We start from the raw sequence: 26,327 nt of genomic DNA on the forward strand, positions 1-26,327 counted from the left end.
ATTTCTTGGGGGTGACCATATGACGAAAATGAGAGTTTACGAATATGCAAAAAAACAAAACATATCAAGCAAGGATGTTATTACAGCCCTGCAGGGTATGAATGTTGAAGTCAGCAACCATATGTCAACAATTGACGATCATATCATTGTCAAACTGGACGGAAAATACAAGGCAGATAAGAAAGAAACAACTAAATCCATTTCTGTCAAACAAAGGGAAGATCACAAAACGCCTATGCAAAAACAAGAGAATACTAACAACACAAAACCGGCAAATCCATCTAAACCAGCAGCAAAAGGCGGCAGCAAGCCTTTCAGCCAGCAGGGAAAATCAAACAACAATAATAACCGCAACAATAATAACAAGAAAAATTTCGGCAATAAGAAAAACAACAGCAATAATAATCAGCGCAGACCTCAGGGAGCAGCACCTGTTCAGCCTAAAAAGGAAATGCCGAGCAAAATTACTTTCACAGGCAGCCTTACAGTAGGAGAATTGGCAGGAAAGCTTCATAAAGAGCCTTCTGAGATCATTAAAAAATTATTTATGCTTGGCGTCATGGCAACAATCAATCAGGATCTTGATAAAGATTCAATCGAATTGATTGCAGGCGAGTATGGTGTGGAAGTTGAAGAAGTTATCGTGTTTGACGTAACTGAATTTGAAGGCTATGCAACAGAGGATCAAGAAGATCAGCTTCAAATCCGTCCTCCGGTTGTTACAATTATGGGTCACGTTGACCATGGTAAAACAACTTTACTGGACTCAATCCGGAATACAAAAGTAACAGCAGGCGAGGCTGGAGGAATCACTCAGCATATCGGCGCCTATCAGGTTGTTGTAAACAACAAAAAAATTACATTCCTTGATACTCCAGGACATGCTGCGTTTACAACAATGCGTGCCCGCGGTGCTCAAGTAACAGATATCACAATCCTTGTCGTAGCAGCTGATGACGGCGTTATGCCGCAAACAGTGGAAGCAATCAGCCATGCTAAAGCGGCTGAGGTTCCAATCATTGTTGCTGTAAACAAAATGGATAAAGAATCGGCAAACCCTGACCGCGTGATGCAGGAACTGACTGAATACGGTTTAGTATCTGAAGCATGGGGCGGGGACACAATCTTTGTTCCGCTTTCAGCTTTATCAGGCGACGGAATCGATGAATTGCTTGAAATGATCCTTCTTGTAAGTGAAGTAGAAGAATGGAAAGCAAATCCAAACCGTGCTGCAACAGGAACGGTTATTGAAGCTCAGCTTGATAAAGGCCGCGGTTCAGTTGCAACACTCCTTGTTCAAAATGGCACACTCCGCGTAGGCGACTCAATCGTAGTGGGCAATACATTCGGACGTGTCCGTGCAATGGTCAATGACCTTGGACGCCGTGTGAAAGAAGTAGGACCTTCAACTCCGGTTGAGATTACAGGTCTTAACGACGTTCCTCAGGCAGGAGATCAGTTCATGGTCTTCACTGATGAGAAAAAAGCCCGCCAGGTTGGAGAAGCGCGTGCAAGCAAACAGCTTGATGAACAGCGTAAAGAAGGCGCGAAATTAAGCCTTGATGATCTGTTTGAACAAATTAAACAAGGCGATATCAAAGATATCAACCTGATCGTGAAAGCAGATGTTCAAGGTTCTGCTGAAGCTTTGGCTGCTTCTCTTCAAAAAATTGATGTAGAAGGCGTGAAAGTGAAAATCATCCTTACGGGCGTTGGAGCAATCACAGAATCTGACATTATTTTAGCTTCTGCTTCAAACGCGATTGTTATCGGATTTAACGTGCGTCCTGATGGGAATGCTAAGAGAACGGCTGATGCAGAAAAAGTAGACATCCGTCTTCACCGCATCATCTACAAAGTAATTGAAGAAATTGAAGCAGCGATGAAGGGAATGCTTGACCCTGAATTTGAAGAAAAAGTCATCGGTCAAGTCGAAGTCCGTCAAACAATCAAAGTATCTAAAATCGGTACAATTGCCGGTTCTTATGTGACAGACGGAAAGATCACCCGCGACAGCAGCATCCGTGTTATTCGCGACGGAGTTGTAGTCTTTGAAGGTGAAGTAGACGTTCTGAAACGTTTTAAAGATGATGTAAAAGAAGTTGCGCAAAACTATGAGTGCGGAATCACGATTAAAAACTTCAATGATATCAAAGAAGGAGATATCATCGAAGCATACGTCATGGAAGAAATTGAGCGCAAGTGATTGGATATGCAGAATGTGAGTGCATGATTTATGATGCACAATCATTGAAAGACAAACGGGCTGTTTTACAGCGCATTTTGATGAGACTGAAGCAGAGGCACAATGTCTCTGTTTCAGAAATTGATTTTCAGGACACATGGCAGAGAACCAAGATTGGCATCGTCGCCATCACATCAAATAAAGTTCAAACTGAAAAAGAATTAAACAAGGCTCTCGCTATGATTGATTCTTTTCCGGAGATTGAACGCACTGTAACCTCGTTTGATTGGCTTTAACAGTGAGGTGATAGCATGAGTTTACGAGCGAACAGAGTCGGCGAACAAATGAAAAAAGAATTAGGCGAGATTATCAGCCGGAAAATTAAAGATCCCCGGATTGGATTTGTTACTGTAACAGATGTAAGAGTGTCTGGAGATCTGCAAATTGCAAAAGTCTACATTTCAGTTCTTGGAGATGAAGAAAAAAGAGAAAATACTTTAAAAGGCCTAGCAAAAGCAAAAGGCTTTATCCGTTCTGAAATCGGACAGCGCATAAGGCTGAGAAAAACACCTGAAATCCTTTTTGAATTTGATGAATCCGTTGATTATGGAAACCGGATCGAAACATTGATCCACGAAATTAATCAAGAAAACAAGCAGGAAGATTAATGGGAGAGGATAGACATCAGTCTATCCTTTTCGTTTATGTAATCTTACTTAGATGAAGAAGGGCGGAAACCGTGCAATGGAAGGTGTTTTATTAATAAATAAACCTGCCGGAATGACATCACATGACTGTGTGGCTAAAATGAGACGAATTGCCAGAACCAAAAAAGTCGGTCATACCGGAACGCTTGATCCAGATGTCACAGGAGTTCTACCTGTCTGCCTTGGACGGGCAACCAAGATTGTAGAATATTTAACGGCAGCATCAAAAACATATGAAGCAGAAGTTACTCTTGGCTTCTCCACAACGACAGAGGACTCCTCCGGTGAAGTTGTGGAAAAGAAGAAAGTGGATGCGGTTATTACTAAAGAAGATGCCGCAGAAGTGCTGAAGTCTCTTACAGGTGAAATCGATCAGGTGCCTCCGATGTATTCAGCGGTAAAAATAGGCGGAAAAAAACTGTACGAATATGCAAGAGCAGGGCAGACGATTGAGCGCCCATCCAGAAAAATCACGATTCACGAAATGACCCTATTATCTGACATAGAAATCAAAGAAGAGACCGTTTCTTTCCGTTTTAAAGTTCAATGTTCCAAGGGTACATATGTAAGAACGCTTGCTGTCATGATTGGTGAAAAATTGGGCTTTCCTGCCCATATGTCTCATTTAATCAGAACAGCTTCAGGACCGTTTTTAATTGATCAATGCCACACCTTTGAAGACATCGAGGAAATGGCAGAAGAGGGCAGACTGCAGGACATACTCATCCCAATCAGTACAGCTTTAAATCATTTGCCCAAATTGTCCATAAATGATACATTAGCAAAGAAAGTGAAAAATGGTGCGGTGCTTGAGGTTCCGTCTGGTTTTGAACAGTATGGGCCTGAGGAATCCATTGCCGTATATGATGAACAGGGAACCTGCCTTGCTATTTACAAGCAGCATCCTGAAAAAAACCACTTCCTTAAACCTTCCAAAGTCCTTGTCATCTGACACGGGGGGAAGAAAGCTGATACAGAAAAGGTGAAACACGAGTGAAAACGATCAAACTAACGCATCCGCACTCTTTAAACGACTTAGAAATGCCCCAGCTGGCAATGGCGCTTGGCTATTTTGACGGCGTTCATCGTGGGCATCAGGAAGTTATATTGACAACAAAAAAAACTGCAGAAGAAAAAGGATTAAAAAGTGCAGTTATGACGTTTGATCCTCATCCTTCGGTCGTTTTAAGAAAAAATATTCAGCACGTCGAAGCGATTACAACCATCCAGGACAAAATTGATTTAGTTGAGAAGCTTAAAATTGATTATCTTTTTATCGTTCAATTTTCCGAAGAATTTGCAGCATTGCTTCCCCAGGAATTTGTAGACCAATATATTATCCGCCTGAATGTAAAACACGTGATTGCAGGCTTTGATTATTCTTATGGAAGACTTGGCAAAGGAACGATGGAAACCTTGCCGTTTCATTCAAGAAGCGCTTTTGAACAGACGACAATTACGAAGCAGACAGATCATGACCGGAAAATCAGTTCAACTTTGATCAGGGAGGTACTGAGAAACGGGGATGTGGAGTATGCATCACGTCTTCTGAACAGGCCTCACAAGGTAAACGGAACTGTGATACACGGAGATAAGCGCGGGAGAACAATCGGGTTTCCAACCGCTAATGTAGAGCTTGACGGGGCATATATCATCCCGCCTACAGGGGTATATGCTGTCAGATTTCAATTAGGGGAAGAGATTTACAATGGAGTATGCAACATTGGCTACAAACCTACTTTTTACGATGAAAAAAAACTAAAACCAAGCATAGAAGTCCATATTTTTGAGTTTAATAAATCTATATATGGAAAGAATGTTTCTATATTCTGGTATAAACGGATAAGAAGCGAGCAAAAATTCGGTTCCATTGACGAACTGATCCAGCAGATCGGAAAAGACAAAGCTTCCGCTGAGCAATTTTTTCAAGATCTGCAAGATTAACACTTGCCTTATTCCGCGAATAATAGTATTCTAATACTTGTAACTTTTATAACCATTGCTTGGCAAAACGATTCACCAACGTTTGCTCGGTAATTGGGGTTTTTAAATGAAGGAGGTGAATAGGATGGCAATCACTCAAGAACGTAAGAATGAAATTATCACTGAGTACAGAACGCATGATACGGACACTGGTTCTCCAGAAGTTCAAATCGCTATCCTAACTGAGGATATTAACAATCTTAATGGACATTTACGTGTTCATAAGAAAGACCACCATTCACGTCGCGGTCTTTTGAAAATGGTAGGTAAACGCCGTAATCTTTTGACGTACCTGCGCAATAATGACGTAACTCGTTATCGCGATCTAATCAACAAGCTTGGTTTACGCCGATAATCTTTGAAAAGCGGGAGAATTCCCGCTTTTTTAGTGTATTAAAATAAGAAAAGCGGAGTGTTTTGGTCTGATCATTTCAGACTGGGGTTTCAGGCGCTTGCTTTTGAATGAATGCGAAAATTTAAATATTCTATAAGAATAAACAATAAGATTTTCACACGATCTATTTACATACCGGAATAACATTGATATGTTGAATTTAAATGGTTCATAATAATACATAATTGTATGTTGTGACTTATATGACGAGAGGAGTTCATTCTTATATGGGACAAGAAAAACAAGTGTTCTCCATTGATTGGGCTGGAAGAGAATTGACCGTAGAAGTTGGCCAGCTGGCAAAACAGGCTAACGGCGCGGCACTGATCCGCTATGGAGACACAGCTGTATTAAGTACAGCAACAGCATCAAAAGAACCTAAAACAGTTGACTTTTTCCCGTTGACTGTCAATTACGAAGAGCGCCTGTATGCCGTCGGGAAAATTCCTGGAGGATTTATTAAACGTGAAGGCCGCCCAAGTGAAAAAGCAATTCTTGCAAGCCGTCTGATTGACCGTCCATTGCGTCCGCTGTTTGCAGATGGTTTCCGCAATGAAGTACAGGTTGTCAGTATTGTAATGAGTGTCGATCAGGACTGTTCATCTGAAATGGCTGCAATGTTTGGTTCATCCCTTGCGTTGACTGTATCTGACATTCCGTTTGAAGGTCCGATTGCAGGCGTTGTTGTCGGCCGTGTGGATAATGAATTTGTCATCAATCCGACAGTTGATCAAATGGATAAAAGCGATATCAACTTAATTGTTGCAGGCACAAAAGATGCCATTAACATGGTAGAAGCAGGAGCAAATGAAGTTCCTGAGGAAATCATGCTTGAAGCGATTATGTTTGGTCATAATGAAATTAAGCGTCTGATTGCATTCCAGGAAGAGATTGCAGCTCAAGTAGGAAAAGCAAAATCAGAAGTGAAACTATATGTTCTGGATGCTGATCTTGAGACAAGCATCCGTGAAATGGCTGAAAAAGACTTGCTTTCAGCGATTCAAGTGCAGGAAAAACATGCACGCGAAGAAGCGATTAATGAAGTGAAGAAAACAGTCGTTGCTCATTTTGAAGAGCAGGAAGCAGAAGCTGACACTCTTAAACAAGTGAAAGAAATTCTCTCTAAATTAGTTAAACAAGAAGTCCGCCGTTTGATCACGGAAGATAAAGTCCGCCCGGATGGACGGAGAATTGATGAAATCCGCCCGCTTTCTTCTGAAGTTGGATTATTATCCCGCACACATGGTTCAGGTCTGTTCACACGCGGACAAACTCAGGCGCTGAGCATTTGTACGCTTGGAGCACTTGGAGATGTGCAGATTCTTGACGGTCTTGGCATTGAAGAAACAAAACGTTTTATGCATCATTACAATTTCCCGCTGTTCAGCGTAGGGGAAACTGGATTTATGCGCGGACCTGGACGCCGTGAAATCGGACATGGCGCACTCGGCGAAAGAGCACTTGAGCCTGTCATTCCTTCTGAAAAGGATTTCCCGTATACAGTCCGTCTTGTATCAGAAGTGCTTGAATCAAACGGTTCAACCTCACAGGCAAGTATTTGTGCAAGCACACTTGCCATGATGGATGCAGGTGTTCCTCTTAAAGCTCCTGTAGCAGGGATTGCAATGGGGCTTGTAAAATCAGGAGAGCATTACTCAGTGCTGACTGATATTCAGGGAATGGAAGATCATCTTGGAGACATGGACTTTAAAGTCGCAGGAACGGCTAAAGGCGTAACTGCCCTTCAAATGGACATTAAAATTGAGGGATTATCCCGTGAAATTTTAGAAGAAGCTCTTCTTCAGGCTAAAAAAGGACGCATGGAAATCCTTGAATCAATGCTTGCAACGATCAAAGAGCCTCGCACTGAGCTGTCTCAATATGCTCCTAAAATCTTAATGATGGCGATTAATCCTGATAAAATCCGCGATGTTATCGGACCTAGCGGTAAACAAATCAATAAAATCATCGAAGAAACTGGCGTTAAAATTGACATTGAACAAGACGGAACGGTCTTTATTTCGTCAACGAATGAGGAAATGAATCAAAAAGCGAAGCAAATTATTGAAGACATTGTCCGTGAAGTTGTTGTTGGACAAATGTATTTAGGAAAAGTGAAGCGCGTTGAAAAGTTCGGTGCTTTCGTTGAAATATTCAATGGCAAAGACGGTTTAGTACACATTTCTGAACTCGCAGAAGAGCGCGTTGGAAAAGTTGAGGATGTTGTTAAAATCGGTGATGAGTTGCTTGTGAAGGTAACTGAAATTGATAAACAAGGTCGCGTCAATCTTTCTAGAAAAGCAGTTCTTCGTGAGGAGAAAGAAAAAGAAAAGCAAAATTCTTAAAGTGTAGAAGCCAGAGAAACTAGTCTGGCTTCTTTTTGCATTTTTTCCTGTATTTCATCATGTTCTACCTTGTCCCCTTTGTACATATTTTCTAGTAAAAAGGGGGATGACAAACATGAAGAGATTCCATTTAGTAAGCATTGCGCTCATTATGATCGTAACAGGTGCTGTTATACAGAATCCATATACATCAGCCTATGTGTCTACAATAAAAGTTGAAGAGGTTTCTGCTGTAAAACAGCCCGATGAGCTTTATCAGGCGATAGCTGCAAAGGCAAAGGACTATGAAAAGCCTGCACAGGATGCTCATATACATACAGTCTGGAAAGCTACTCCCGGCTACAATGGCATAACCGTTGATATTGATGAATCGTATAAAAAAATGAAGAAAAAAGGGAAGTTCAATGAAAAGCAGCTTGTCTTCAGACAGATCAAGCCTAAAGTTCACTTAGCCGACCTGCCGCCTGCTCCCATTTACAGAGGGCACCCTGATAAATCCATGGTTGCTTTTCTCATTAATGTTGCCTGGGGAAATGAATATCTGCAAGCTATGCTTGAAGTGCTTAAAAAGCATGAAGTAAAAGCTACTTTTTTCCTTGAAGGAAGATGGGCAAAAGAAAATCCGGGACTTGTCAAAAAACTAAAAGAAGAAGGTCATGAAATCGGGAATCATTCCTATTCACATCCTGATATGGCAAGAATCACAACAGACCAAATCCGTAAACAGATTGGTTCAACAAATGAAGTCATTAAAGAGATAACAGGCACTGTCCCAGTCTGGTTCGCACCTCCAAGCGGAAGCTTCAGGCAGGACGTGATTACAGCAGCAGATGAATTTAAGATGGATACGGTCCTTTGGTCAGTTGATACGATTGACTGGCAAAAGCCCGAACCCGGTGTTTTAGTTGAACGCGTCCTTAAAAAGGTTCATAATGGTGCTATGATTCTCATGCACCCTACTGATTCCTCGTCTAGAAGTTTAGAAACATTGATTCAGTCAATAAAACGGAAGGGCCATTCTTTCGGTTCTGTCTCAATGCTCATGGATGAAGAACGGCTGCCTGCATCTAAATAACATGTTCACAACAATTACAGATCCTTGGAGCTTACAGATAGATAGGAGGAACAAGTTTGATTAAAAAGTATACATGCCAAAATGGTGTAAGAATCGTGCTCGAAAATATTCCCCACGTTAGATCAGTTGCAATCGGGGTGTGGATTGGCACAGGCTCACGAAACGAAAATGAAAAAAACAATGGGATTTCCCACTTTTTAGAGCATATGTTTTTCAAAGGCACAAAAACAAGATCAGCACGGGAAATTGCTGAATCATTTGACAGCATCGGCGGTCAAGTAAACGCCTTTACTTCAAAAGAATACACGTGCTATTATGCAAAAGTGCTTGATGAACATTCTGACTATGCGCTTGAAGTGCTTGCAGATATGTTCTTCAACTCAACGTTTGATGACATTGAGCTGAAAAAAGAGAAAAATGTTGTTTACGAAGAAATTAAAATGTATGAAGATACTCCGGACGATATCGTTCATGATTTGCTCAGCAAAGCAACATACGGCGATCATCCGCTCGGATATCCGATATTGGGAACTGAAGAAACGCTTGCTAAATTCGAGAGCGACACATTGAGAGAGTATATGGATCAATATTACACTCCAGAGAACGTCGTGATTTCTGTAGCAGGCAATATATCAGAAAGCTTCATTTCAGAGGTCGAAAGACAATTCGGTTCGTTTGAGACGTCTCAAAAGGGAACTGAAATTGGTGCACCTGATTTCATGACTCATAAGCTTGCGCGCAAAAAAGATACAGAGCAGGCTCATCTTTGCATCGGCTTTGACGGACTTCAAGTCGGCCACGAAAAAATTTATGACCTGATCGTATTAAATAACGTACTTGGCGGCAGCATGAGCTCAAGACTGTTCCAGGATGTCCGTGAGCAAAAAGGGCTTGCTTATTCCGTTTTCTCTTATCACTCTTCTTACCAGGATAATGGCATGCTTACGATTTATGGCGGCACAGGACGTGCTCAGCTTGATGTTCTGTTTGAAACGATCCAGGAAACACTTGCTACATTGAAAAAAGAAGGCATCACTTCAAAAGAGCTCACAAACAGCATTGAGCAAATGAAGGGCAATTTGATGCTCAGCTTAGAGAGCACTAACAGCCGTATGAGCCGAAACGGTAAAAACGAACTTCTTCTTGGCCGTCACCGCAGCCTGGATGAAATGATTGAGAAGATTAATGAAGTTACTGCAGATAATGTAAATGCACTCGCAAAACAATTATTTACAGATGACTACTCTATTGCTCTGATCAGCCCGGACGGAAAGCTTCCTTCTGCTTTAAACCAATAATCAGTTAAGATCTGCAGGTATTCTCCTGCAGGTCTTTTTTATGTCCAAATGGATATATATGATAAAAAGGATGGTGATTTCATGCGGCTGAGCGAGCTGAGCGGTAAAGAAATTGTTGATGTGAAAAGAGCTGAGAGATTGGGGATTTTAGGACAGACCGACCTTGAGATTAATGAACAGACCGGTCAAATAACCGCCCTTGTCATTCCGTCTGTCAAATGGTTTGGGTTCAGAAAGCAGGGAGGCGAAATAAGAGTCCCTTGGCTTCACATTAAAAAGATCGGCACAGATATGATTATTCTAGACATTGAAGATGAGCAAATAAAACTTTTAGAGTGAAAGCGATTGGACGCCAATCGCTTTTTTCTATGGAATCAGTTTCTGAGAGCATGCAGAAAACCGAACCCTTATTTCTGTGCCGTCCGAAGCTTTTCTGCTGCTGATTTTAACATGCTGAAAGTTAACTGCCTGACTCATAATTATATGCAGGAAAGTCTATCACCCCGCCCGCTGATATTACATAAGATGTTTAAGTAAGTTCAATCAGGATTTAATCAATATGAATATATACATCGCGAAAAAGTAGGTGAAAGGGCCGTATGTTAACAGGACTTAACATAGCAGTCATTGGAGGAGATGCCCGGCAGCTGGAGGTCATACGGAAATTGACTGAACTTGATGCAAAGCTTTTTTTAGTAGGCTTTGACCAGCTGGATCATGGATTTACCGGAGCCGCGAAATTAAAGCTTGCCGAAGTGCAATTTGAAGGATTAGATGTCATTATTCTGCCTGTTCCCGGAACGAATTTAGAAGGGCACGTCGATACAATCTTCTCAAATGAAGAAGTAGTGTTAACGGAGGAGATGATTGCAAGAACACCTCCTCACTGCATCATTTATTCTGGAATCAGCAATCCATACTTAGATGGAATAATTGATGGAACAAACCGAGAACTTGTTCAGCTTTTTGAAAGAGATGATGTTGCGATATACAATTCTATTCCGACCGTAGAAGGAACCATTATGATGGCTATTCAGCACACTGATTTTACGATCCACGGTTCAAGAATTGCCGTACTTGGACTCGGACGGGTAGGTATGAGTGTTGCGCGCACATTCTCAGCACTTGGCGCAAAAGTGAAGGTGGGAGCAAGAAAGTCTTCACATATAGCACGAATTATAGAAATGGGACTTGAGTCTTTTCAGCTTGAGGATCTTGAAAAAGAAGTTTCTCAAATAGACATCTGCATTAATACAATTCCTTATCACATCGTGACGGCAAAAGTGATTTCAAAAATGCCGGCTCACACATTGATCATTGACCTTGCATCAAAGCCTGGGGGAACGGATTTTAAATATGCTGAAAAAAGGGGCATAAAAGCATTGCTCGCACCGGGACTTCCGGGGATAGTCGCTCCAAAAACGGCCGGCCAGATTGTGGCAAATGTATTGGCGGCGCTGCTTACAGAGGAATTCTCCAAAAGAAAGGGGTCATCATCATGAAGGTTAAAGGCAAGAGAATCGGATTTGGGCTAACGGGGTCACACTGCACATATGATGCCGTTTATCCGCAGATTAAACGATTGATTGACGAAGGAGCAGATGTCATGCCTGTCGTCACAAATACGGTGAAATTCACTAACACAAGATTTGGCGAAGGTGAGGAGTGGATAAAGAAGATTGAAGAACTGACAGGCCATAAAGTCATTGATTCCATTGTAGGAGCAGAACCCCTCGGGCCGAAAATTCCGCTTGACTGCATGGTTGTTGCCCCTATGACCGGAAATTCAATGAGCAAGCTTGCAAATGCGATGACAGAATCACCGGTGCTGATGGCCGCAAAGGCTACTTTAAGAAATCACAAACCGGTAGTACTTGGCATCTCGACGAATGACGGACTTGGTTTAAACGGTGCCAATCTGATGAAGCTGATGGCCGCAAAGAATATTTATTTTATTCCGTTTGGCCAGGATGCCCCTTTTAAAAAGCCGAATTCTTTAGTGGCTAAAATGGACTTATTATTAGAAACAGTAGAAGCAGCATTAGACCATTCACAATTTCAGCCGGTGATCATTGAAAAATTTCGTGATGACGAATAGCCTGCTTCTTGATAGAATAGAAGGCAAGAAAAATCATGGTTGTATAATGAATACACCTGGTCTATGATAAACTAATACACATTATGAGATGAAGTTAATCCGGGTTGTATACGGATATTCGCGGAAGGAGTTTTGATTCATGAATACTAATGGATATCATGTTGCTGTCCTTGGCGCAACAGGCGCAGTGGGACAGCAAATGCTGCAGACTTTGGAAGAGCGGGACTTTCCTATTTCTAAACTGACTTTATTGTCTTCTGCAAGATCAGCCGGCAAAAAAGTGATGTTTAAAGGAGAGGAATATGAAGTTCAGGCTGCAAGTCCTGACAGCTTCGAAGGTGTTCAAATCGCCCTTTTCAGCGCAGGCGGCAGTGTTTCTAAAGAGTTTGCTCCTGAAGCTGTCAAGCACGGGGCAATTGTTGTTGATAATACAAGTGCCTTCCGCATGGATGAACATGTACCGCTTGTCGTTCCAGAAGTAAATGAGGAAGATTTAAACGAACATAACGGCATTATCGCCAATCCAAACTGCTCTACGATCCAAATGGTTGCTGCCCTCGAACCTTTGCGTCAGGCTCACGGCTTAAACAAAGTAATCGTATCGACATACCAGGCAGTATCAGGATCCGGCGCTGCTGCCATTGAAGAATTAAAAACTCAATCAGAAGCAATCTTGAAAGGCGAAGAATTCACTCCTGAAATTCTCCCTGTAAAAGGCGACAAAAAGCATTTCCAGATCGCTTTTAATGCCATTCCTCAAATTGACAAGTTTGAAGAAAATGGCTTTACTTTCGAAGAAATGAAAATGATGAATGAAACGAAAAAAATCATGCACATGCCAAACCTTGAAATTGCAGCTACATGTGTGCGAATTCCGGTTGTGACGGGTCATTCTGAATCTGTTTACATTGAACTTGATTCAGATTCTGTCAGTGTACTTGACATTCATGAACTATTAAAAGCTGCACCTGGAGTTACTCTTCAGGATGATCCGCTTACACAAACATATCCAATGCCTGCTGACTGTGTTGGGAAAAATGATGTATTTGTCGGACGCATCCGCAAAGATCCTGATCGTGCAAATGGCTTCCATTTGTGGGTCGTGTCTGATAATCTCTTAAAAGGTGCTGCATGGAACTCTGTTCAGATTGCAGAAAGTCTTGTTAAATTGAAATTAGTATAAGCAGGATAGGAGAGAGCGAGGGTACATAATACCTGCTCTCTTCTCTTACGTATAGAGTCGGGGTGTAAGGATGAAAATAATCGTTCAAAAATTCGGCGGAACATCTGTAAAAGATGATCATGGCCGGAAAATGGCATTAAAACATATAAGTGATGCATTAAAAGAGCAGTATAAAGTAGTTGCAGTTGTTTCAGCAATGGGCAGAAACGGAGACCCGTACGCAACAGATTCTTTTTTAAATCTTTTATACGGCGGTTCTGCTTCGATTTCAAAGCGAGAACAGGATATGCTTTTATCATGCGGTGAAACAATCTCTTCAGTTGTTTTCACAAGCATGCTGAAGTCAGAAGGAATTGCAGCGTCTTCACTGAGCGGAGCACAGGCAGGATTTTTAACAAATGAAGACTATACAAATGCAAAGATTCTTGATATGAAATGCGAGCGTCTCAGAAGAGAGCTTGACTACAATGATGTGGTCGTTGTTGCCGGCTTCCAGGGTGCAACTAAAAGCGGGGACATCACGACGATCGGCAGAGGCGGAAGCGATACATCCGCAGCTGCGCTCGGAGCAGCTCTTGAAGCAGAATTCATTGATATTTTTACGGATGTAGAAGGTGTCATGACTGCAGATCCAAGAATAGTCGAAAATGCAAAGCCTCTTACAACGGTCACCTATACAGAGATTTGCAACCTGGCTTATCAGGGGGCTAAAGTGATTCACCCGCGGGCTGTTGAAATTGCCATGCAGGCAAAAGTGCCAATCAGAATCCGTTCAACCTATTCAGATGGTCTTGGAACACTTGTTACCTCCCATCATTCCGAAAATCTCGGGAGTGACATTAATGACAGACTGATCACAGGCATCGCCAACGTTTCAAATGTCACACAGATTCATGTATCTGCCAAAGAAGGGCAATACGAGGTGCAGACTGAGGTATTTAAAGCCATGGCGCGTGCTGGAATCAGTGTCGACTTCTTCAATATCACGCCAAGATCTGTCATCTATACGGTCTCAGAAGATGTAACAGATGCTGCGATTGAAATTTTAAGAGGCATGGATTATGAACCAGCCGTCAAAAGGCATTGTGCAAAAGTTTCTACCGTTGGAGCGGGTATTGCCGGAGTGCCCGGTGTAACGGCTAAAATTGTAACCGCACTGTCTGAACAGGGCATACAAATTCTTCAATCCGCAGATAGTCATACAACAATTTGGGTATTGGTAAAAGAAGAGGATATGATTAATGCAGTCAACGCTTTGCATGAAGCATTTGATCTCTCGGACTAACACTAAGATTCAAGTGAAAAAAAGAGGAGTGTCACAATGATTGACTTTGGTAAGATATCTACAGCCATGGTAACCCCATTTGATAAAAATGGAAACATTGATTTTGCTAAAACATCACAGCTGGTGAATTTCCTAATTCAAAATGGATCAGATTCATTAGTTGTGGCAGGAACGACAGGGGAATCTCCCACACTTACTTCAGAAGAAAAAATCGCTTTATTTAAGCATGTAGTATCTGAAGTAAACGGCAGAGTGCCTGTTATTGCAGGCACAGGAAGCAACAACACGAAAGCATCAATTGATTTGACAAAAAAAGCAGAGGCTGCAGGAGTGGACGCAGTGATGCTTGTAGCACCTTACTACAATAAGCCGAATCAAGAGGGTCTTTACCTGCATTTTAAAACAATTGCAGAGGCAACTGCGCTTCCTGTTATGATTTACAATGTACCTGGACGTACAGTAGTAAGTATTTCTCCAGATACGATCGCCCGCCTTGCAGAGCTTCCAAATGTGACTGCTGTGAAAGAAGCAAGCGGTGATTTGGATGCAATGGCAGAAATAATTTCAAAAACACCGGAGGACTTCGCTTTATATTCAGGAGATGACGGTTTGACTCTTCCAGTTCTTTCTATTGGGGGGGCAGGGGTTGTCTCTGTAGCATCACATGTGATCGGAAACGAAATGCAGGAAATGATAACTGCTTTTAACACGGGAGAAAATGCAAGAGCGGGCGCAATTCACCGCCAGCTGCTTCCTGTAATGAAACAGCTATTCAAAGCACCAAATCCGGCACCTGTTAAAACGGCTCTTCAGCTCAAAGGACTTGACGTAGGACCTGTAAGATTGCCGCTCGTCTCATTAACTGAAACAGAACGAAATGAATTGACGAACGTCATCCATTCCATCTGAAAATAAGAAGAGACTGGGACAAAAAGGTTTTTAGCCAAAGAAAATCCGAACTATTATGTGAAATTCCAACATGAATTTCGTTTTAGTTCGGATTTTTTTCTTTGGCTCTTTTCATGAATATTGTTGCTGCAGTACTGAATCTTAGAAAGCTAAAGAGGATTGCAGCAAAAGATCGGACATTATTTATCGTGAAAAACAACAACCTATGCGAAAATGGTCCTTTTCTTTAATGGTTTATGCACTGCTCAATGTTCGGCTTTAATTCAGGAGATTATCGTTATGTCCCAATCTCTTTTTTGATCTCAAAATATGAAAATGGACTCGTTTTCTTTTCATTTCCGGAGCTCCCAAGAGATTATTTCCTTGTATTCCATTTCTTTCATCAGTTATAATAGGCATTAGTTGTATTGGACGGGTTCAAGGAGGATTACCAATTGAATAAACAGACAGAAAACATCAAGATTATTGCCCTAGGCGGAGTTGGAGAAATCGGCAAGAATTTGTATGTCATTGAAATCGATCATAACATCTTTATCGTTGATGCCGGATTGATGTATCCAGAAGCCGGGATGTTAGGGATTGATATGGTCATTCCTGACATTACATACTTGCGGGAGAATGCAGATCGGGTGAAGGGGATCTTTTTAACTCACGGTCACGACGAGAACATTGGCGGCGTTTTCTATGTGCTGAGACATCTGTCGATTCCAGTCTATGGCACGAAATTGACTCTTGCGTTAGTGTCACAAAAGGTAAAAGAACTAAATCCGAAGCAAAAAGCAGATTATCAAGAAGTTGATTCTTCTACTGTTTTAGATTTTGATGGGGTTCATGTGTCTTTCTTCAGAACGATTCACAGTATTCCTGACTCAGTCGGAGTTTGCTTCCACACTTCACTTGGAGCAATTGTACATACAGGGGATTTTAAATTTGATACTACACCTGTACTTAATACAAGCTCTGATTTAGGCAAAATGGCGCTGATTGGAGAAAAAGGCGTCCTGTGCCTCCTATCAGACAGTACAAATGCAGAGCGTCCAGGGTTTACAGCCTCGGAAACAGTTGTTGGCAATGAAATTTCAGATGCGATGTACAATGCAAATGGAAGAATGATTGTGGCGATTTATGCTTCAAACATCAATCGCATCGTCCAAGTGATTGAAGCTGCATCTGACAATAAAAGAAAGCTTGTCCTGCTTGGAAATTCAATCAAAAATATTTATGAAATTGCGAAAAATTTAGGATACATCACTGAAAGTGAAAATTTAATCATACCCGTCCAAGATATCGATAAATATCCTAAAAATGAAGTAGCCATTCTGACAACAGGCCATCAGGGAGAACCTCTCACGGTTTTAACCCGTATGGCAAAAGGTGCTCATAAACAAATTCGGATTGAAAAAGATGATACTGTTATCATCTCTGCAACACCTGTACCGGGAAATGAGCTTCATTTTTCCAAAACAGTCGATCAGCTGTACCGTGCTGGAGCGAATGTCATTTTCGGACAAAAACAAATCCATGTATCAGGCCACGGCAGTCAGGAAGAATTAAAATTAATGCTGAATATGATGAAACCGAAATACTTTATTCCGATCAACGGCGAGTACAAAATGCAAAAAGCACATGCTAAACTTGCAAAATCCGCCGGCATGGAAGAAGAAAATATTTTCGTTGTTGAAAAAGGCGACGTCATTGAGTTCTCTCAGCATAAAGTGAAATCCATTTCCAAAGTTCCTTCAGGAAATGTACTGATTGACGGTCTTGGAGTAGGAGATATCGGGAACATCGTATTGAGAGACCGCAGGCTTCTTTCCCAGGATGGGATTCTCATTGTCGTTGTCACCCTCGACCGCTCTAAAAAAGTGATGATTTCAGGTCCTGAGATCATTTCGAGAGGATTTGTCTATGTAAGGGAATCGGAAGAACTGATTTTAAAAGCTTCTGAGATGGTGACAGAAATTGTAGAAAAGAGCATGCAGGGCCACGGAATTGAATGGTCTGCACTTAAATTAAATATCCGTGAGGCGCTGAACCGTTTCTTATTTGAACAAACGAAGCGCAGACCGATGATTTTGCCGATTATCATGGAGATTTAATGATAGAGCCTTTTTTAAGGCTCTTTTTTTTGTCTGAAATGCAAGTCTTAATTTATCCCCTTTCGAATGTTTTCAGGAATACCTGCGAATAATAAAGTCATTGAAGAAAGAAAGGGTGAAGCTACATGAGCAAAGATTCCCGCTACATACAGGAAAATTCTGAACCAAATGGGGATAAACAAGAGGGGAAAGAACCTTCTTTAGTTGAAAAAATACAGCAGCTTGGCCAGACGAATGTTCCGCAATTATCCCAGGATGCAAGAATTCATTGCCTGACAATCATCGGGCAAATTGAAGGGCATATCCAGCTTCCTCCTCAAAATAAAACAACTAAATATGAGCATGTTATCCCGCAAATCGTGGCCATTGAGCAAAATCCTAAAATAGAAGGACTCCTGATTGTGCTGAATACGGTTGGGGGAGATGTTGAAGCAGGTCTTGCAATAGCAGAAATGCTTGCATCCTTATCAAAGCCTACTGTTTCCATTGTTTTAGGAGGAGGCCACTCCATTGGCGTGCCGATTGCCGTTTCATGCGACTATTCTTTTATTGCAGAAACAGCGACTATGACGATTCATCCGGTCAGATTAACCGGACTGGTCATTGGAGTGCCGCAGACGTTTGAGTATTTGGACAAAATGCAGGACCGCGTTGTTAATTTTGTTACGAAACATTCAAATATTACAGAAGAAAAGTTTAAAGAACTTATGTTTTCAAAAGGCAACTTAACAAGGGATATTGGAACGAATGTCGTTGGAAATGATGCTGTAGATTATGGACTTATTGACGGAGTCGGCGGTGTCGGCCAGGCGATTATGAAGCTGAATGAATTAATCGGCAAGAAAGACGAATCAGGCGAGGAGCAAATGCTGCAATGATATTATACACATCCATGCCTGAAGAGCTCATTTTCCCAGTACAAACAGCTGATTTTGAGAGTGTTTCAACCATTGAAATGAATGGTCTGCAAATGGTAGTAAGACAGACAGAACAGAACCAATATGAAATTGTCAGGCTTTTAAGCACAGATCCGCAAGATTATCTAAATGAACAATATTCTCCCGGACAAAAAATTTCTATGACATTCTCGTTTTCCTGATAATATGCTATAATATCTTTACACAAACATGCCCGCAGCCTGCAATTGGCTGCTTTCTTTGTTTATAAAAGGCTTTTTTCGCTAGTGTATCTGTTTCTGATAGGATATTTACTAAAATGCTTGGACTGATTCACAGCTGTTGATGCGAAATCAGCCATTAGCAAATTTTATACATAGGTGATAACTAATGGCAAAACAAAAACGGAGACAAAAGAAAAAAACAGGGGATGACTGGCGGCAGACGCTCAAATTTGAACTTATCGGGCTCGTCCTGCTCGCAATTTCGCTGATTGCGATTTCAAATTTAGGATTTGTCGGAAAAACGTTCGTTCACTTATTCAGATTTTTTATTGGTGAATGGTATATGGCAGCTTTAATCGGCATGCTCGTTCTATCAGGTTATGTGATGTGGAACCGAAGATGGCCGTCATTATTTTCAAGGCAGATTGTCGGCCTGTATTGCATCTTGTCCGCTATCCTGCTTTTAAGTCATGTCACGCTGTTTCAGATGCTTACCAAAAAAGGCGCCCTCTCTTCTCCGAGTGTCATAACAAATACATGGGAACTTTTTTTCATGGAGGTTAATGGACAGATAAGAACGCCTGATCTTGGGGGAGGAATGATTGGAGCCATTCTTTTTGCAGCATCTTATTATTTATTTGCAGCAGCGGGGTCCCGCATTATTTCTTTTATATTAATATTAATTGGCATTGTGCTGATTACCGGAAGATCTCTCGGTTCTACACTAGGGAAAATCGTTGCGCCATTTCTTCGTTTTATGAAAACACAGGCAATCGCTTTTTACGAGGATATGAAAAATCTGCCGCAATCGATTAAAAATGCGAAAAAAGCAGAAGCTGTGAAACCTAAAAAGGCAAAAAAAGAGCGAAGGCATAAGGAGGATCCTGCAGAGGAAGAAGAGGCAGAAATCATTCATGTTGAGCCGATTATTTCAAGTTTTGCAGACAGAAATGAACTGGAAATCAAAGCGTTTGATCAAGAGCAGGAACAGGAACAGGTTAAACCCGAACCTTCTGTCAGAACACCGAAAAAGAAAACTGAAACCGAAACGGCTGATGAACCTTCAGTCCCGCCGATTACATTTACTGAAGTAGAAAATAAATCTTATTTGCTGCCTTCCCTGGACCTTTTGTCACAGCCCAAGGTCAACAGCCAGCAAACAGATAAAAAGAATATCTATGAAAATGCGCGCAAGCTTGAAAAAACATTTCAAAGCTTTGGCGTGAAAGCAAAAGTGACGCAGGTTCACTTAGGTCCTGCGGTTACGAAATATGAAGTATATCCTGATGTAGGCGTTAAGGTAAGTAAAATTGTGAATCTTAGCGATGATTTAGCTCTTGCGCTTGCTGCTAAAGATATTCGGATAGAAGCGCCGATTCCAGGGAAATCAGCCATTGGAATTGAAGTTCCTAATTCTGAAATCGCCATGGTATCCCTGCGCGAAGTTCTCGAATCAAAAGCAAATGACCGTCCTGAAGCTAAGCTTCTTATGGGACTTGGCAGAGATATATCAGGAGATGCCGTCCTTGCAGAAATGAATAAAATGCCTCATCTTCTAGTTGCCGGTTCTACTGGAAGCGGGAAAAGTGTGTGCATCAACGGCATTATTACAAGCATACTGATGAGAGCAAAGCCTCATGAAGTAAAAATGATGATGATCGATCCGAAGATGGTAGAGCTGAATGTGTATAACGGAATTCCGCATCTGCTTGCGCCTGTTGTGACAGACCCTAAAAAAGCATCTCAAGCTTTAAAAAAGGTTGTCAATGAAATGGAAAGAAGATACGAGCTTTTCTCTCATACAGGGACAAGAAATATTGAAGGCTACAATGATTATATTAGAAGATCCAACCTGGAAGAAGGAACAAAAAATCCTGAGTTCCCATATATTGTCGTGATCGTGGACGAGCTTGCAGATCTCATGATGGTAGCTTCATCTGATGTAGAGGATTCCATCACGCGTCTGTCACAGATGGCTCGGGCAGCGGGCATACATTTAATTATTGCCACACAGCGTCCTTCTGTTGATGTTATTACGGGAGTAATTAAAGCCAATATTCCATCCAGAATTGCATTCAGCGTTTCGTCACAGACTGATTCAAGAACCATTCTTGACATGGGCGGCGCAGAGAAGCTTCTTGGCCGAGGAGATATGCTGTTTCTCCCTGTAGGGGCATCAAAACCAGTCAGGGTGCAGGGAGCATTTCTATCAGATGAAGAAGTCGAGCAGGTTGTTTCTTATGTCATTTCTCAGCAAAGAGCTCAATATCAGGAGGAAATGATACCTGGCGAAACTCCGGAAGTAAAGGAAGAAGTCAGTGATGATCTTTACGATGACGCCGTTCAGCTCGTTCTGGAAATGCAGACAGCTTCTGTATCCATGCTGCAAAGACGATTCAGAGTAGGGTATACGAGAGCCGCAAGACTTATTGATGCAATGGAGGACCGAGGGGTTGTCGGCCCGTATGAAGGAAGCAAGCCGAGAGAAGTGCTGCTGTCAAAAGATCATTATGATGAAGTAAGTTCGTAAAGAAAGGCGCTGTGCCTTTCTTTTTTTTAGGCAATTTTTCTTAACTTGTGCTGTTATTTAATTCTTGATTGGATCTGTGCTGCATGGACAATGACTTTTGCGGGAGGCAGAGGCGTAATGCCGGACCGCGGAAAGCAACGGTTACCTTTAAACACAATCTTTTATAAAATGAAAAAAAATAACTGAAAATAGTAAATAATGAATAGAATAATAGAGCATATTTTGTGATGAAATCTCTAGGAAAAGAGAAACACTAGTGAGAAAGGGCTATCAATTTTCGACAAATTTAATAAATTTCTATTTATTTATTTCAGAATACATGGTATATTATTTTCGATTAGAGAAAGGGTATAACATCAGATGTCTGATCTCTGGATTGAAACGATTAGACGGAGGCTTAATATGACCATAAAAACAGATAACCGTCATTTATACTTGCAAGTAATTGATAAAATTAAAGAAGATATTGAAAATGGAACATATGTAGAAAAAGAAAAACTTCCATCTGAATTTGAGCTTTCAAAAAAACTCGGAGTCAGCCGCGCAACATTAAGAGAAGCGCTTCGCATTCTCGAAGAAGAGAACGTTATCATTCGCCGCCATGGCGTCGGAACGTTCATCAACTCCAAACCGCTGTTTACTTCTGGAATTGAGCAGCTTAACAGTGTTACAGAAATGATCGAACAGGCCAATATGGTTCCTGGCACAATCTTTTTATCCTCACAAGTTAACAGCCCTACCGAGGAAGATGTAAAACGCTTTAAATGCCGTCCAAACGACGATATCTTTCTGCTTGAACGCGTCAGAACGGCGAATGGAAAGCCGGTCGTTTATTGTCTTGACAAAATTCCAAGACAGATTCTTCCACAGTCATTCATTCATGAGCAGGAATCGCTGTTTGAATTGCTCCATGACGAGGCTGGCCGCTATATTTCGTATGCCGTAACTCATATAGAACCAATCGGGTACCACGATAAGATTTCCCCAATCCTTGAATGTGATCCTGAAACCGCTTTGCTGTGTTTAAAACAAATGCATTTTGATGAAAATGATCAACCCGTTTTATTCTCACTGAATTACTTCCGCGCTGATCAATTTAGTTTCCATGTAGTAAGAAAGCGCTTGTAATAAACGTTTGCTATTTTAAGGAGGTGGTTCCAAGGACGAAGGTGTTTTGGACAAAGGCTCTTGTTAACAAACATTTGAAATGAATAATAGGGGGAAAATGAAAGTGAAAAAACGATTAGGTTTAACATTGTCACTTGTACTTGCTGCAGGAACATTGCTGAGCGCTTGCGGATCATCTGAAGATAAAGACAATGCAGGCGGAGACAAAAAAGAAGGCTATTCTGTTGCAATGGTAACGGATACAGGCGGAGTTGACGACAAATCATTTAACCAGTCTGCATGGGAAGGCATTAAGTCTTACGGTGAAGACAACAGCCTTGAAAAAGGAACAGGCGGATTTGATTACCTTCAATCTCAAAGCGACGCAGACTATGAAACAAACTTAAACAAACTAGTTCGTCAAAAATTTGATTTAGTTTATGGAATCGGCTACTTGATGACAGATGCTGTGACTAAAATTGCGGATCAGCAAAAAGATGCAAACTTTGCAATCGTTGACAGTGTAGTAGACAAGCCTAACGTTGCAAGCATCACATTTAAAGAGCATGAAGGCTCATTCCTTGTCGGTGTTGCTGCAGGACTTTCAACAAAATCAAACAAAGTAGGATTTGTTGGCGGCATGGAAGGCTCATTAATCAAAAAGTTTGAAGTTGGATTTGTCGAAGGCGTTAAAGCGGCTAATCCTGATGCAGAAGTTATCGTTCAGTATGCAGGAACATTCAGTGATGCAGCTAAAGGGCAGCAAGTTGCTGAAATCATGTACGGTCAAGGCGCAGACGTCATTTATCACGCAGCAGGCGGAGCTGGAAACGGCGTATTCACTGCAGCAGTTGACTTAAAAACGAAAAATCCGGACAAAGACGCATGGGTTATCGGAGTTGACCGCGATCAGCATGAGCTTGGCGAAGGCGACGGCTTCAACGTAACACTTACTTCTATGGTTAAAGGCGTTGACGTTGCTGTTAAAGACTTAGCTGAAAAAGCTAAAGGCGGCGACTTCCCTGGCGGAGAGATCATTGAGTACGGACTTAAAGAAAACGGTGTAGGAATTGCCCCTACACAAGATAACCTTTCTGAAGAAGTTATCGCTAAAGTTGATGAATACAAGCAAAAAATCATCGACGGTGAAATTAAAGTACCATTTGAATAAGCACTGAACTATATTACTGATAAAAAGGCTAGTTTGTTCCTAGCCTTTTTATTAGCCTGAAAAGTCGCCTGACTAAAAGTCTATAATAGAAAACTAGGTCGATTTGCACATCTTTGAGTGATGGAATTATAGATTTTTAGTTGGTGATTTTAAAAGTAAAAAGGGAGTCAATTAACTGGTTATGTAAGGGTAAACATAAATTTCCTAACATCTATCATCTTAATCATCAATGAGCTTCAGGAAAAGGAGTGATCATGTTGGAATATGTCATTGAAATGCTTGGAATCCGCAAAGAATTTCCGGGAATCGTCGCAAACGATAATATCAATTTACAGGTCAAAAAGGGTGAAATTCACGCGCTTCTGGGTGAAAATGGCGCAGGGAAATCCACTTTAATGAACGTTTTATTCGGTCTATATCAGCCTGAAAAAGGTGAAATCCGTGTAAATGGCAAAAAAGTAAACATTACTAACCCTAACATTGCTAATGATCTGGGAATAGGTATGGTACACCAACATTTCATGCTTGTCAATAATTTTTCCGTAACTGAAAATATTATTCTTGGCAATGAACCTGTTAAAACAGGAAAAATCAACTTAAAGGATGCAGAAAAGCAAGTAAAAGAAATCTCAGAAAAATATGGACTTGCTGTTAATCCATCTGCAAAAATAAGTGATATTTCAGTAGGAATGCAGCAGCGTGTAGAAATACTGAAAACGCTGTACCGGGGAGCTGAAATTTTAATTTTTGATGAACCGACTGCAGTCCTTACACCGCAAGAAATAAAAGAATTAATCGGCATTATGAAAACACTGATCAAAGAAGGCAAATCAATCATACTGATTACTCATAAACTGAAAGAAATTATGGAAGTGTGTGACCGCGTAACGGTTATCCGAAAAGGAGAAGGCATTGGCACTGTAAATGTTGCTGAGACAAATCCAAACGAACTCGCAGCACTTATGGTTGGGAGAGAAGTTCTTTTTACGACTCAAAAGACAGAAGCTGTTCCAGCTGAAGAAGTTCTGAAAATCCAAGACTTAACTGTCAAAGACAGCAGAAATGTAACGGTGATAGATTCATTGAATCTATCAGTTAAAGCAGGTGAAATTGTAGGAATCGCGGGAGTGGACGGCAATGGTCAATCTGAATTGATTGAAGCAATTACCGGATTAATGAATTCAGAGTCTGGTTCCATTCTATTAAATGGAAAAGACATCAGAAATCAGCGTCCCCGTCAGATAACTGAAGCCGGTGTCGGCCATATTCCACAGGACCGTCATAAACATGGCTTGGTTCTTGATTTTCCGGTCGGAGAAAATATGGTTTTGCAAACGTATTATCAAAAGCCCTATTCAAAAAAAGGCGTGCTGAATTTTAAAGCGATTTATGACAAAGCAGAAAAACTGATCAAGGAATTTGATGTCAGAACTCCAAGCAGTTCAACAAATGCACGTTCCCTGTCAGGAGGAAATCAGCAAAAAGCCATTATTGGCCGTGAAGTTGACAGAGATCCTGATTTATTGATTGCTGCACAGCCGACAAGGGGTCTTGATGTCGGTGCGATTGAATTTATTCACAGACGCTTAATTGAACAAAGAGATAAAGGTAAAGCCGTCCTTCTCATTTCATTTGAGCTTGAGGAAATCATGAATGTAAGCGACAGGATCGCAGTTATCTATGAAGGAAAAATCGTTGCGATTGTGAGTCCGAAAGAAACAACTGAGCAGGAGCTTGGTTTGCTTATGGCAGGAAGCAGCCGCAGGGAAGCAGGTGCATCATCATGAATATAGCGCGCTATTTTAATATTATCGTACCCGTAATTGCCGTTTTCCTGGGATTGATCTGCGGAGCGGTCATCATGCTCGTAACCGGATATGATCCAGTAGCCGGCTACTCAGCATTGTGGAACGGAATCTTTGGAGATACCTACTATATCGGCGAAACAATCCGCCAGTTAACTCCATATATTTTTGCAGGACTTGCTGTCGCTTTTGCATTCCGAACGGGTTTATTTAATATCGGTGTAGAAGGACAGCTGATTGTAGGCTGGTTTGCAGCTGTATGGGTAGGAGTTGCATTTGAGCTTCCAAAAATCATCCATTTGCCGCTTGCAATCATCGTTGCTGCTGCTGCAGGTGCACTATGGGGTTTCATTCCAGGGTTATTAAAAGCAAAATTTAAGGTTCACGAAGTCATTGTGACAATTATGATGAACTATATTGCCTTATATTTAACAAATCATTTAATTCAGTATGTTTTATCTGATAAAGGGGATAAGTCGGAAAACATTTTCCCTTCTGCTTCATTAAGCTCTGAATTCTTTCAGACAATGACAGACTATTCAAGAATGCACTATGGAATATTCCTTGCTTTGATTGGAGCTCTAGTCATGTGGTTCCTGCTTGAGAAGACAACTAAAGGATATGAACTCAGATCAGTTGGATTTAATCAGGATGCTGCACAATATGCAGGTATGAATGTCAGCCGCAATATTATTCTTTCGATGGTCATTTCCGGAGCATTTGCAGGAATCGCCGGTGCGATGGAAGGGCTTGGAACATTCCAGTATGTTTCTGTTAAAGGCGGGTTTACAGGTGTTGGATTTGACGGAATCGCTGTAGCTCTTTTAGGAGGAAACACAGCACTTGGCATCATTTTCGCAGCCGCCTTATTCGGCGGATTGAAGGTTGGTGCGCTGAATATGCCATCTGAGGCCGGCGTGCCATATGAGCTTGTTGAAATTGTCATTGCTTTGATTATTCTTTTCGTTGCTTCAAGCTATTTCATTCGCTGGATTTTACTGCGTTTCAAAAAGGAGGGGAAATAAGTGAGCAT

At 41.4% G+C, this 26,327-nt stretch carries 23 protein-coding genes; all 23 read left to right on the forward strand.

The annotated features are described in order from the left end of the window. The first annotated feature begins 19 nt into the window (after window positions 1-19). Window positions 20-2,206: a translation initiation factor IF-2 gene (gene infB / locus ABEQ24_RS05420; RefSeq protein ID WP_430005814.1), complete on the forward strand. Its 2,187-nt coding sequence runs from the start codon at window positions 20-22 to the stop codon at window positions 2,204-2,206. Continuing rightward, window positions 2,203-2,481, forward strand: a complete 279-nt coding sequence (locus ABEQ24_RS05425) for a DUF503 domain-containing protein (RefSeq protein WP_070877289.1) — start codon at window positions 2,203-2,205, stop codon at window positions 2,479-2,481. Before infB ends, ABEQ24_RS05425 begins: the two co-directional genes overlap by 4 nt. Window positions 2,482-2,496: 15 nt before the next feature. Further along, window positions 2,497-2,853 carry a 30S ribosome-binding factor RbfA gene (gene rbfA, locus ABEQ24_RS05430; RefSeq protein WP_070877290.1) on the forward strand — a complete coding sequence of 119 codons (357 nt, stop codon included), beginning with the start codon at window positions 2,497-2,499 and terminating at the stop codon, window positions 2,851-2,853. 76 nt (window positions 2,854-2,929) lie between these two features. Further along, entirely contained in the window at window positions 2,930-3,844 is a 915-nt protein-coding gene (truB, locus tag ABEQ24_RS05435) for a tRNA pseudouridine(55) synthase TruB (protein ID WP_430005815.1), read from the forward strand. A 41-nt stretch (window positions 3,845-3,885) separates the two neighbouring features. Continuing rightward, complete coding sequence (gene ribF, locus ABEQ24_RS05440; RefSeq protein ID WP_430005816.1) at window positions 3,886-4,836, forward strand: bifunctional riboflavin kinase/FAD synthetase; 951 nt, start codon at window positions 3,886-3,888, stop codon at window positions 4,834-4,836. Window positions 4,837-4,960: 124 nt separating this feature from the next. Continuing rightward, window positions 4,961-5,230, forward strand: a complete 270-nt coding sequence (gene rpsO / locus ABEQ24_RS05445) for a 30S ribosomal protein S15 (RefSeq protein WP_070877293.1) — start codon at window positions 4,961-4,963, stop codon at window positions 5,228-5,230. Window positions 5,231-5,496: 266 nt separating this feature from the next. After that, window positions 5,497-7,614: a polyribonucleotide nucleotidyltransferase gene (gene pnp / locus ABEQ24_RS05450; protein WP_430005817.1), complete on the forward strand. Its 2,118-nt coding sequence runs from the start codon at window positions 5,497-5,499 to the stop codon at window positions 7,612-7,614. Window positions 7,615-7,729: 115 nt separating this feature from the next. Continuing rightward, window positions 7,730-8,689 (forward strand): polysaccharide deacetylase family protein, encoded by a 960-nt coding sequence (locus ABEQ24_RS05455; protein ID WP_430005818.1) that lies wholly within the window; start codon window positions 7,730-7,732, stop codon window positions 8,687-8,689. Between the two features lie 56 nt (window positions 8,690-8,745). Further along, the gene (locus ABEQ24_RS05460; protein ID WP_430005819.1) at window positions 8,746-9,987 is read left to right on the forward strand and encodes a M16 family metallopeptidase; all 1,242 of its coding nucleotides are present in this window, start codon (window positions 8,746-8,748) and stop codon (window positions 9,985-9,987) included. 81 nt (window positions 9,988-10,068) lie between these two features. After that, window positions 10,069-10,326 carry a YlmC/YmxH family sporulation protein gene (locus tag ABEQ24_RS05465; RefSeq protein WP_133311028.1) on the forward strand — a complete coding sequence of 86 codons (258 nt, stop codon included), beginning with the start codon at window positions 10,069-10,071 and terminating at the stop codon, window positions 10,324-10,326. A 260-nt stretch (window positions 10,327-10,586) separates the two neighbouring features. Beyond that, entirely contained in the window at window positions 10,587-11,489 is a 903-nt protein-coding gene (gene dpaA, locus ABEQ24_RS05470) for a dipicolinic acid synthetase subunit A (RefSeq protein WP_430005820.1), read from the forward strand. Further along, entirely contained in the window at window positions 11,486-12,085 is a 600-nt protein-coding gene (gene dpaB / locus ABEQ24_RS05475; protein ID WP_430005821.1) for a dipicolinate synthase subunit B, read from the forward strand. The genes dpaA and dpaB overlap by 4 nt, the downstream gene beginning before the upstream one ends. A 139-nt stretch (window positions 12,086-12,224) precedes the next feature. Beyond that, window positions 12,225-13,268 (forward strand): aspartate-semialdehyde dehydrogenase, encoded by a 1,044-nt coding sequence (gene asd / locus ABEQ24_RS05480; RefSeq protein WP_430005822.1) that lies wholly within the window; start codon window positions 12,225-12,227, stop codon window positions 13,266-13,268. A 70-nt stretch (window positions 13,269-13,338) separates the two neighbouring features. Further along, entirely contained in the window at window positions 13,339-14,553 is a 1,215-nt protein-coding gene (dapG, locus tag ABEQ24_RS05485) for an aspartate kinase (protein ID WP_430005823.1), read from the forward strand. A 36-nt stretch (window positions 14,554-14,589) separates the two neighbouring features. Beyond that, complete coding sequence (gene dapA / locus ABEQ24_RS05490; protein WP_430005824.1) at window positions 14,590-15,462, forward strand: 4-hydroxy-tetrahydrodipicolinate synthase; 873 nt, start codon at window positions 14,590-14,592, stop codon at window positions 15,460-15,462. A 434-nt stretch (window positions 15,463-15,896) separates the two neighbouring features. Next, on the forward strand, window positions 15,897-17,561 hold the full coding sequence (locus tag ABEQ24_RS05495; protein WP_430005825.1) for a ribonuclease J: 1,665 nt from the start codon (window positions 15,897-15,899) through the stop codon (window positions 17,559-17,561). A 125-nt stretch (window positions 17,562-17,686) separates the two neighbouring features. Then, window positions 17,687-18,439: a ClpP family protease gene (locus tag ABEQ24_RS05500; protein ID WP_430005826.1), complete on the forward strand. Its 753-nt coding sequence runs from the start codon at window positions 17,687-17,689 to the stop codon at window positions 18,437-18,439. After that, window positions 18,436-18,660, forward strand: coding sequence for a YlzJ-like family protein (locus ABEQ24_RS05505; protein WP_430005827.1), 225 nt, complete (start codon window positions 18,436-18,438; stop codon window positions 18,658-18,660). Before ABEQ24_RS05500 ends, ABEQ24_RS05505 begins: the two co-directional genes overlap by 4 nt. Window positions 18,661-18,847: 187 nt before the next feature. Then, window positions 18,848-21,211 (forward strand): DNA translocase FtsK, encoded by a 2,364-nt coding sequence (locus tag ABEQ24_RS05510; RefSeq protein ID WP_430005828.1) that lies wholly within the window; start codon window positions 18,848-18,850, stop codon window positions 21,209-21,211. A 402-nt stretch (window positions 21,212-21,613) separates the two neighbouring features. Next, window positions 21,614-22,339 carry a GntR family transcriptional regulator gene (locus ABEQ24_RS05515; RefSeq protein WP_430005829.1) on the forward strand — a complete coding sequence of 242 codons (726 nt, stop codon included), beginning with the start codon at window positions 21,614-21,616 and terminating at the stop codon, window positions 22,337-22,339. Window positions 22,340-22,442: 103 nt separating this feature from the next. Further along, window positions 22,443-23,489: a BMP family lipoprotein gene (locus tag ABEQ24_RS05520; RefSeq protein WP_430005830.1), complete on the forward strand. Its 1,047-nt coding sequence runs from the start codon at window positions 22,443-22,445 to the stop codon at window positions 23,487-23,489. Window positions 23,490-23,746: 257 nt separating this feature from the next. Continuing rightward, entirely contained in the window at window positions 23,747-25,276 is a 1,530-nt protein-coding gene (locus ABEQ24_RS05525) for an ABC transporter ATP-binding protein (RefSeq protein ID WP_430005831.1), read from the forward strand. Further along, on the forward strand, window positions 25,273-26,319 hold the full coding sequence (locus tag ABEQ24_RS05530) for an ABC transporter permease (protein ID WP_430005832.1): 1,047 nt from the start codon (window positions 25,273-25,275) through the stop codon (window positions 26,317-26,319). The genes ABEQ24_RS05525 and ABEQ24_RS05530 overlap by 4 nt, the downstream gene beginning before the upstream one ends. Window positions 26,320-26,327 lie beyond the last annotated feature (8 nt).

This window comes from Metabacillus idriensis (genome assembly GCF_050483325.1).
Classification (GTDB): domain Bacteria; phylum Bacillota; class Bacilli; order Bacillales; family Bacillaceae; genus Bacillus_P; species Bacillus_P idriensis_A.

Coding starts and splice junctions, on each gene's coding strand:
- infB (WP_430005814.1), top strand. CDS start 20: ATGACGAAAATGAGAGTTTACGAATATGCAAAAAAACAAAACATATCA.
- rbfA (WP_070877290.1), top strand. CDS start 2,497: ATGAGTTTACGAGCGAACAGAGTCGGCGAACAAATGAAAAAAGAATTA.
- truB (WP_430005815.1), top strand. CDS start 2,930: ATGGAAGGTGTTTTATTAATAAATAAACCTGCCGGAATGACATCACAT.
- rpsO (WP_070877293.1), top strand. CDS start 4,961: ATGGCAATCACTCAAGAACGTAAGAATGAAATTATCACTGAGTACAGA.
- pnp (WP_430005817.1), top strand. CDS start 5,497: ATGGGACAAGAAAAACAAGTGTTCTCCATTGATTGGGCTGGAAGAGAA.
- ABEQ24_RS05455 (WP_430005818.1), top strand. CDS start 7,730: ATGAAGAGATTCCATTTAGTAAGCATTGCGCTCATTATGATCGTAACA.
- ABEQ24_RS05465 (WP_133311028.1), top strand. CDS start 10,069: ATGCGGCTGAGCGAGCTGAGCGGTAAAGAAATTGTTGATGTGAAAAGA.
- dpaA (WP_430005820.1), top strand. CDS start 10,587: ATGTTAACAGGACTTAACATAGCAGTCATTGGAGGAGATGCCCGGCAG.
- dpaB (WP_430005821.1), top strand. CDS start 11,486: ATGAAGGTTAAAGGCAAGAGAATCGGATTTGGGCTAACGGGGTCACAC.
- asd (WP_430005822.1), top strand. CDS start 12,225: ATGAATACTAATGGATATCATGTTGCTGTCCTTGGCGCAACAGGCGCA.
- dapG (WP_430005823.1), top strand. CDS start 13,339: ATGAAAATAATCGTTCAAAAATTCGGCGGAACATCTGTAAAAGATGAT.
- dapA (WP_430005824.1), top strand. CDS start 14,590: ATGATTGACTTTGGTAAGATATCTACAGCCATGGTAACCCCATTTGAT.
- ABEQ24_RS05500 (WP_430005826.1), top strand. CDS start 17,687: ATGAGCAAAGATTCCCGCTACATACAGGAAAATTCTGAACCAAATGGG.
- ABEQ24_RS05505 (WP_430005827.1), top strand. CDS start 18,436: ATGATATTATACACATCCATGCCTGAAGAGCTCATTTTCCCAGTACAA.
- ABEQ24_RS05510 (WP_430005828.1), top strand. CDS start 18,848: ATGGCAAAACAAAAACGGAGACAAAAGAAAAAAACAGGGGATGACTGG.
- ABEQ24_RS05515 (WP_430005829.1), top strand. CDS start 21,614: ATGACCATAAAAACAGATAACCGTCATTTATACTTGCAAGTAATTGAT.
- ABEQ24_RS05530 (WP_430005832.1), top strand. CDS start 25,273: ATGAATATAGCGCGCTATTTTAATATTATCGTACCCGTAATTGCCGTT.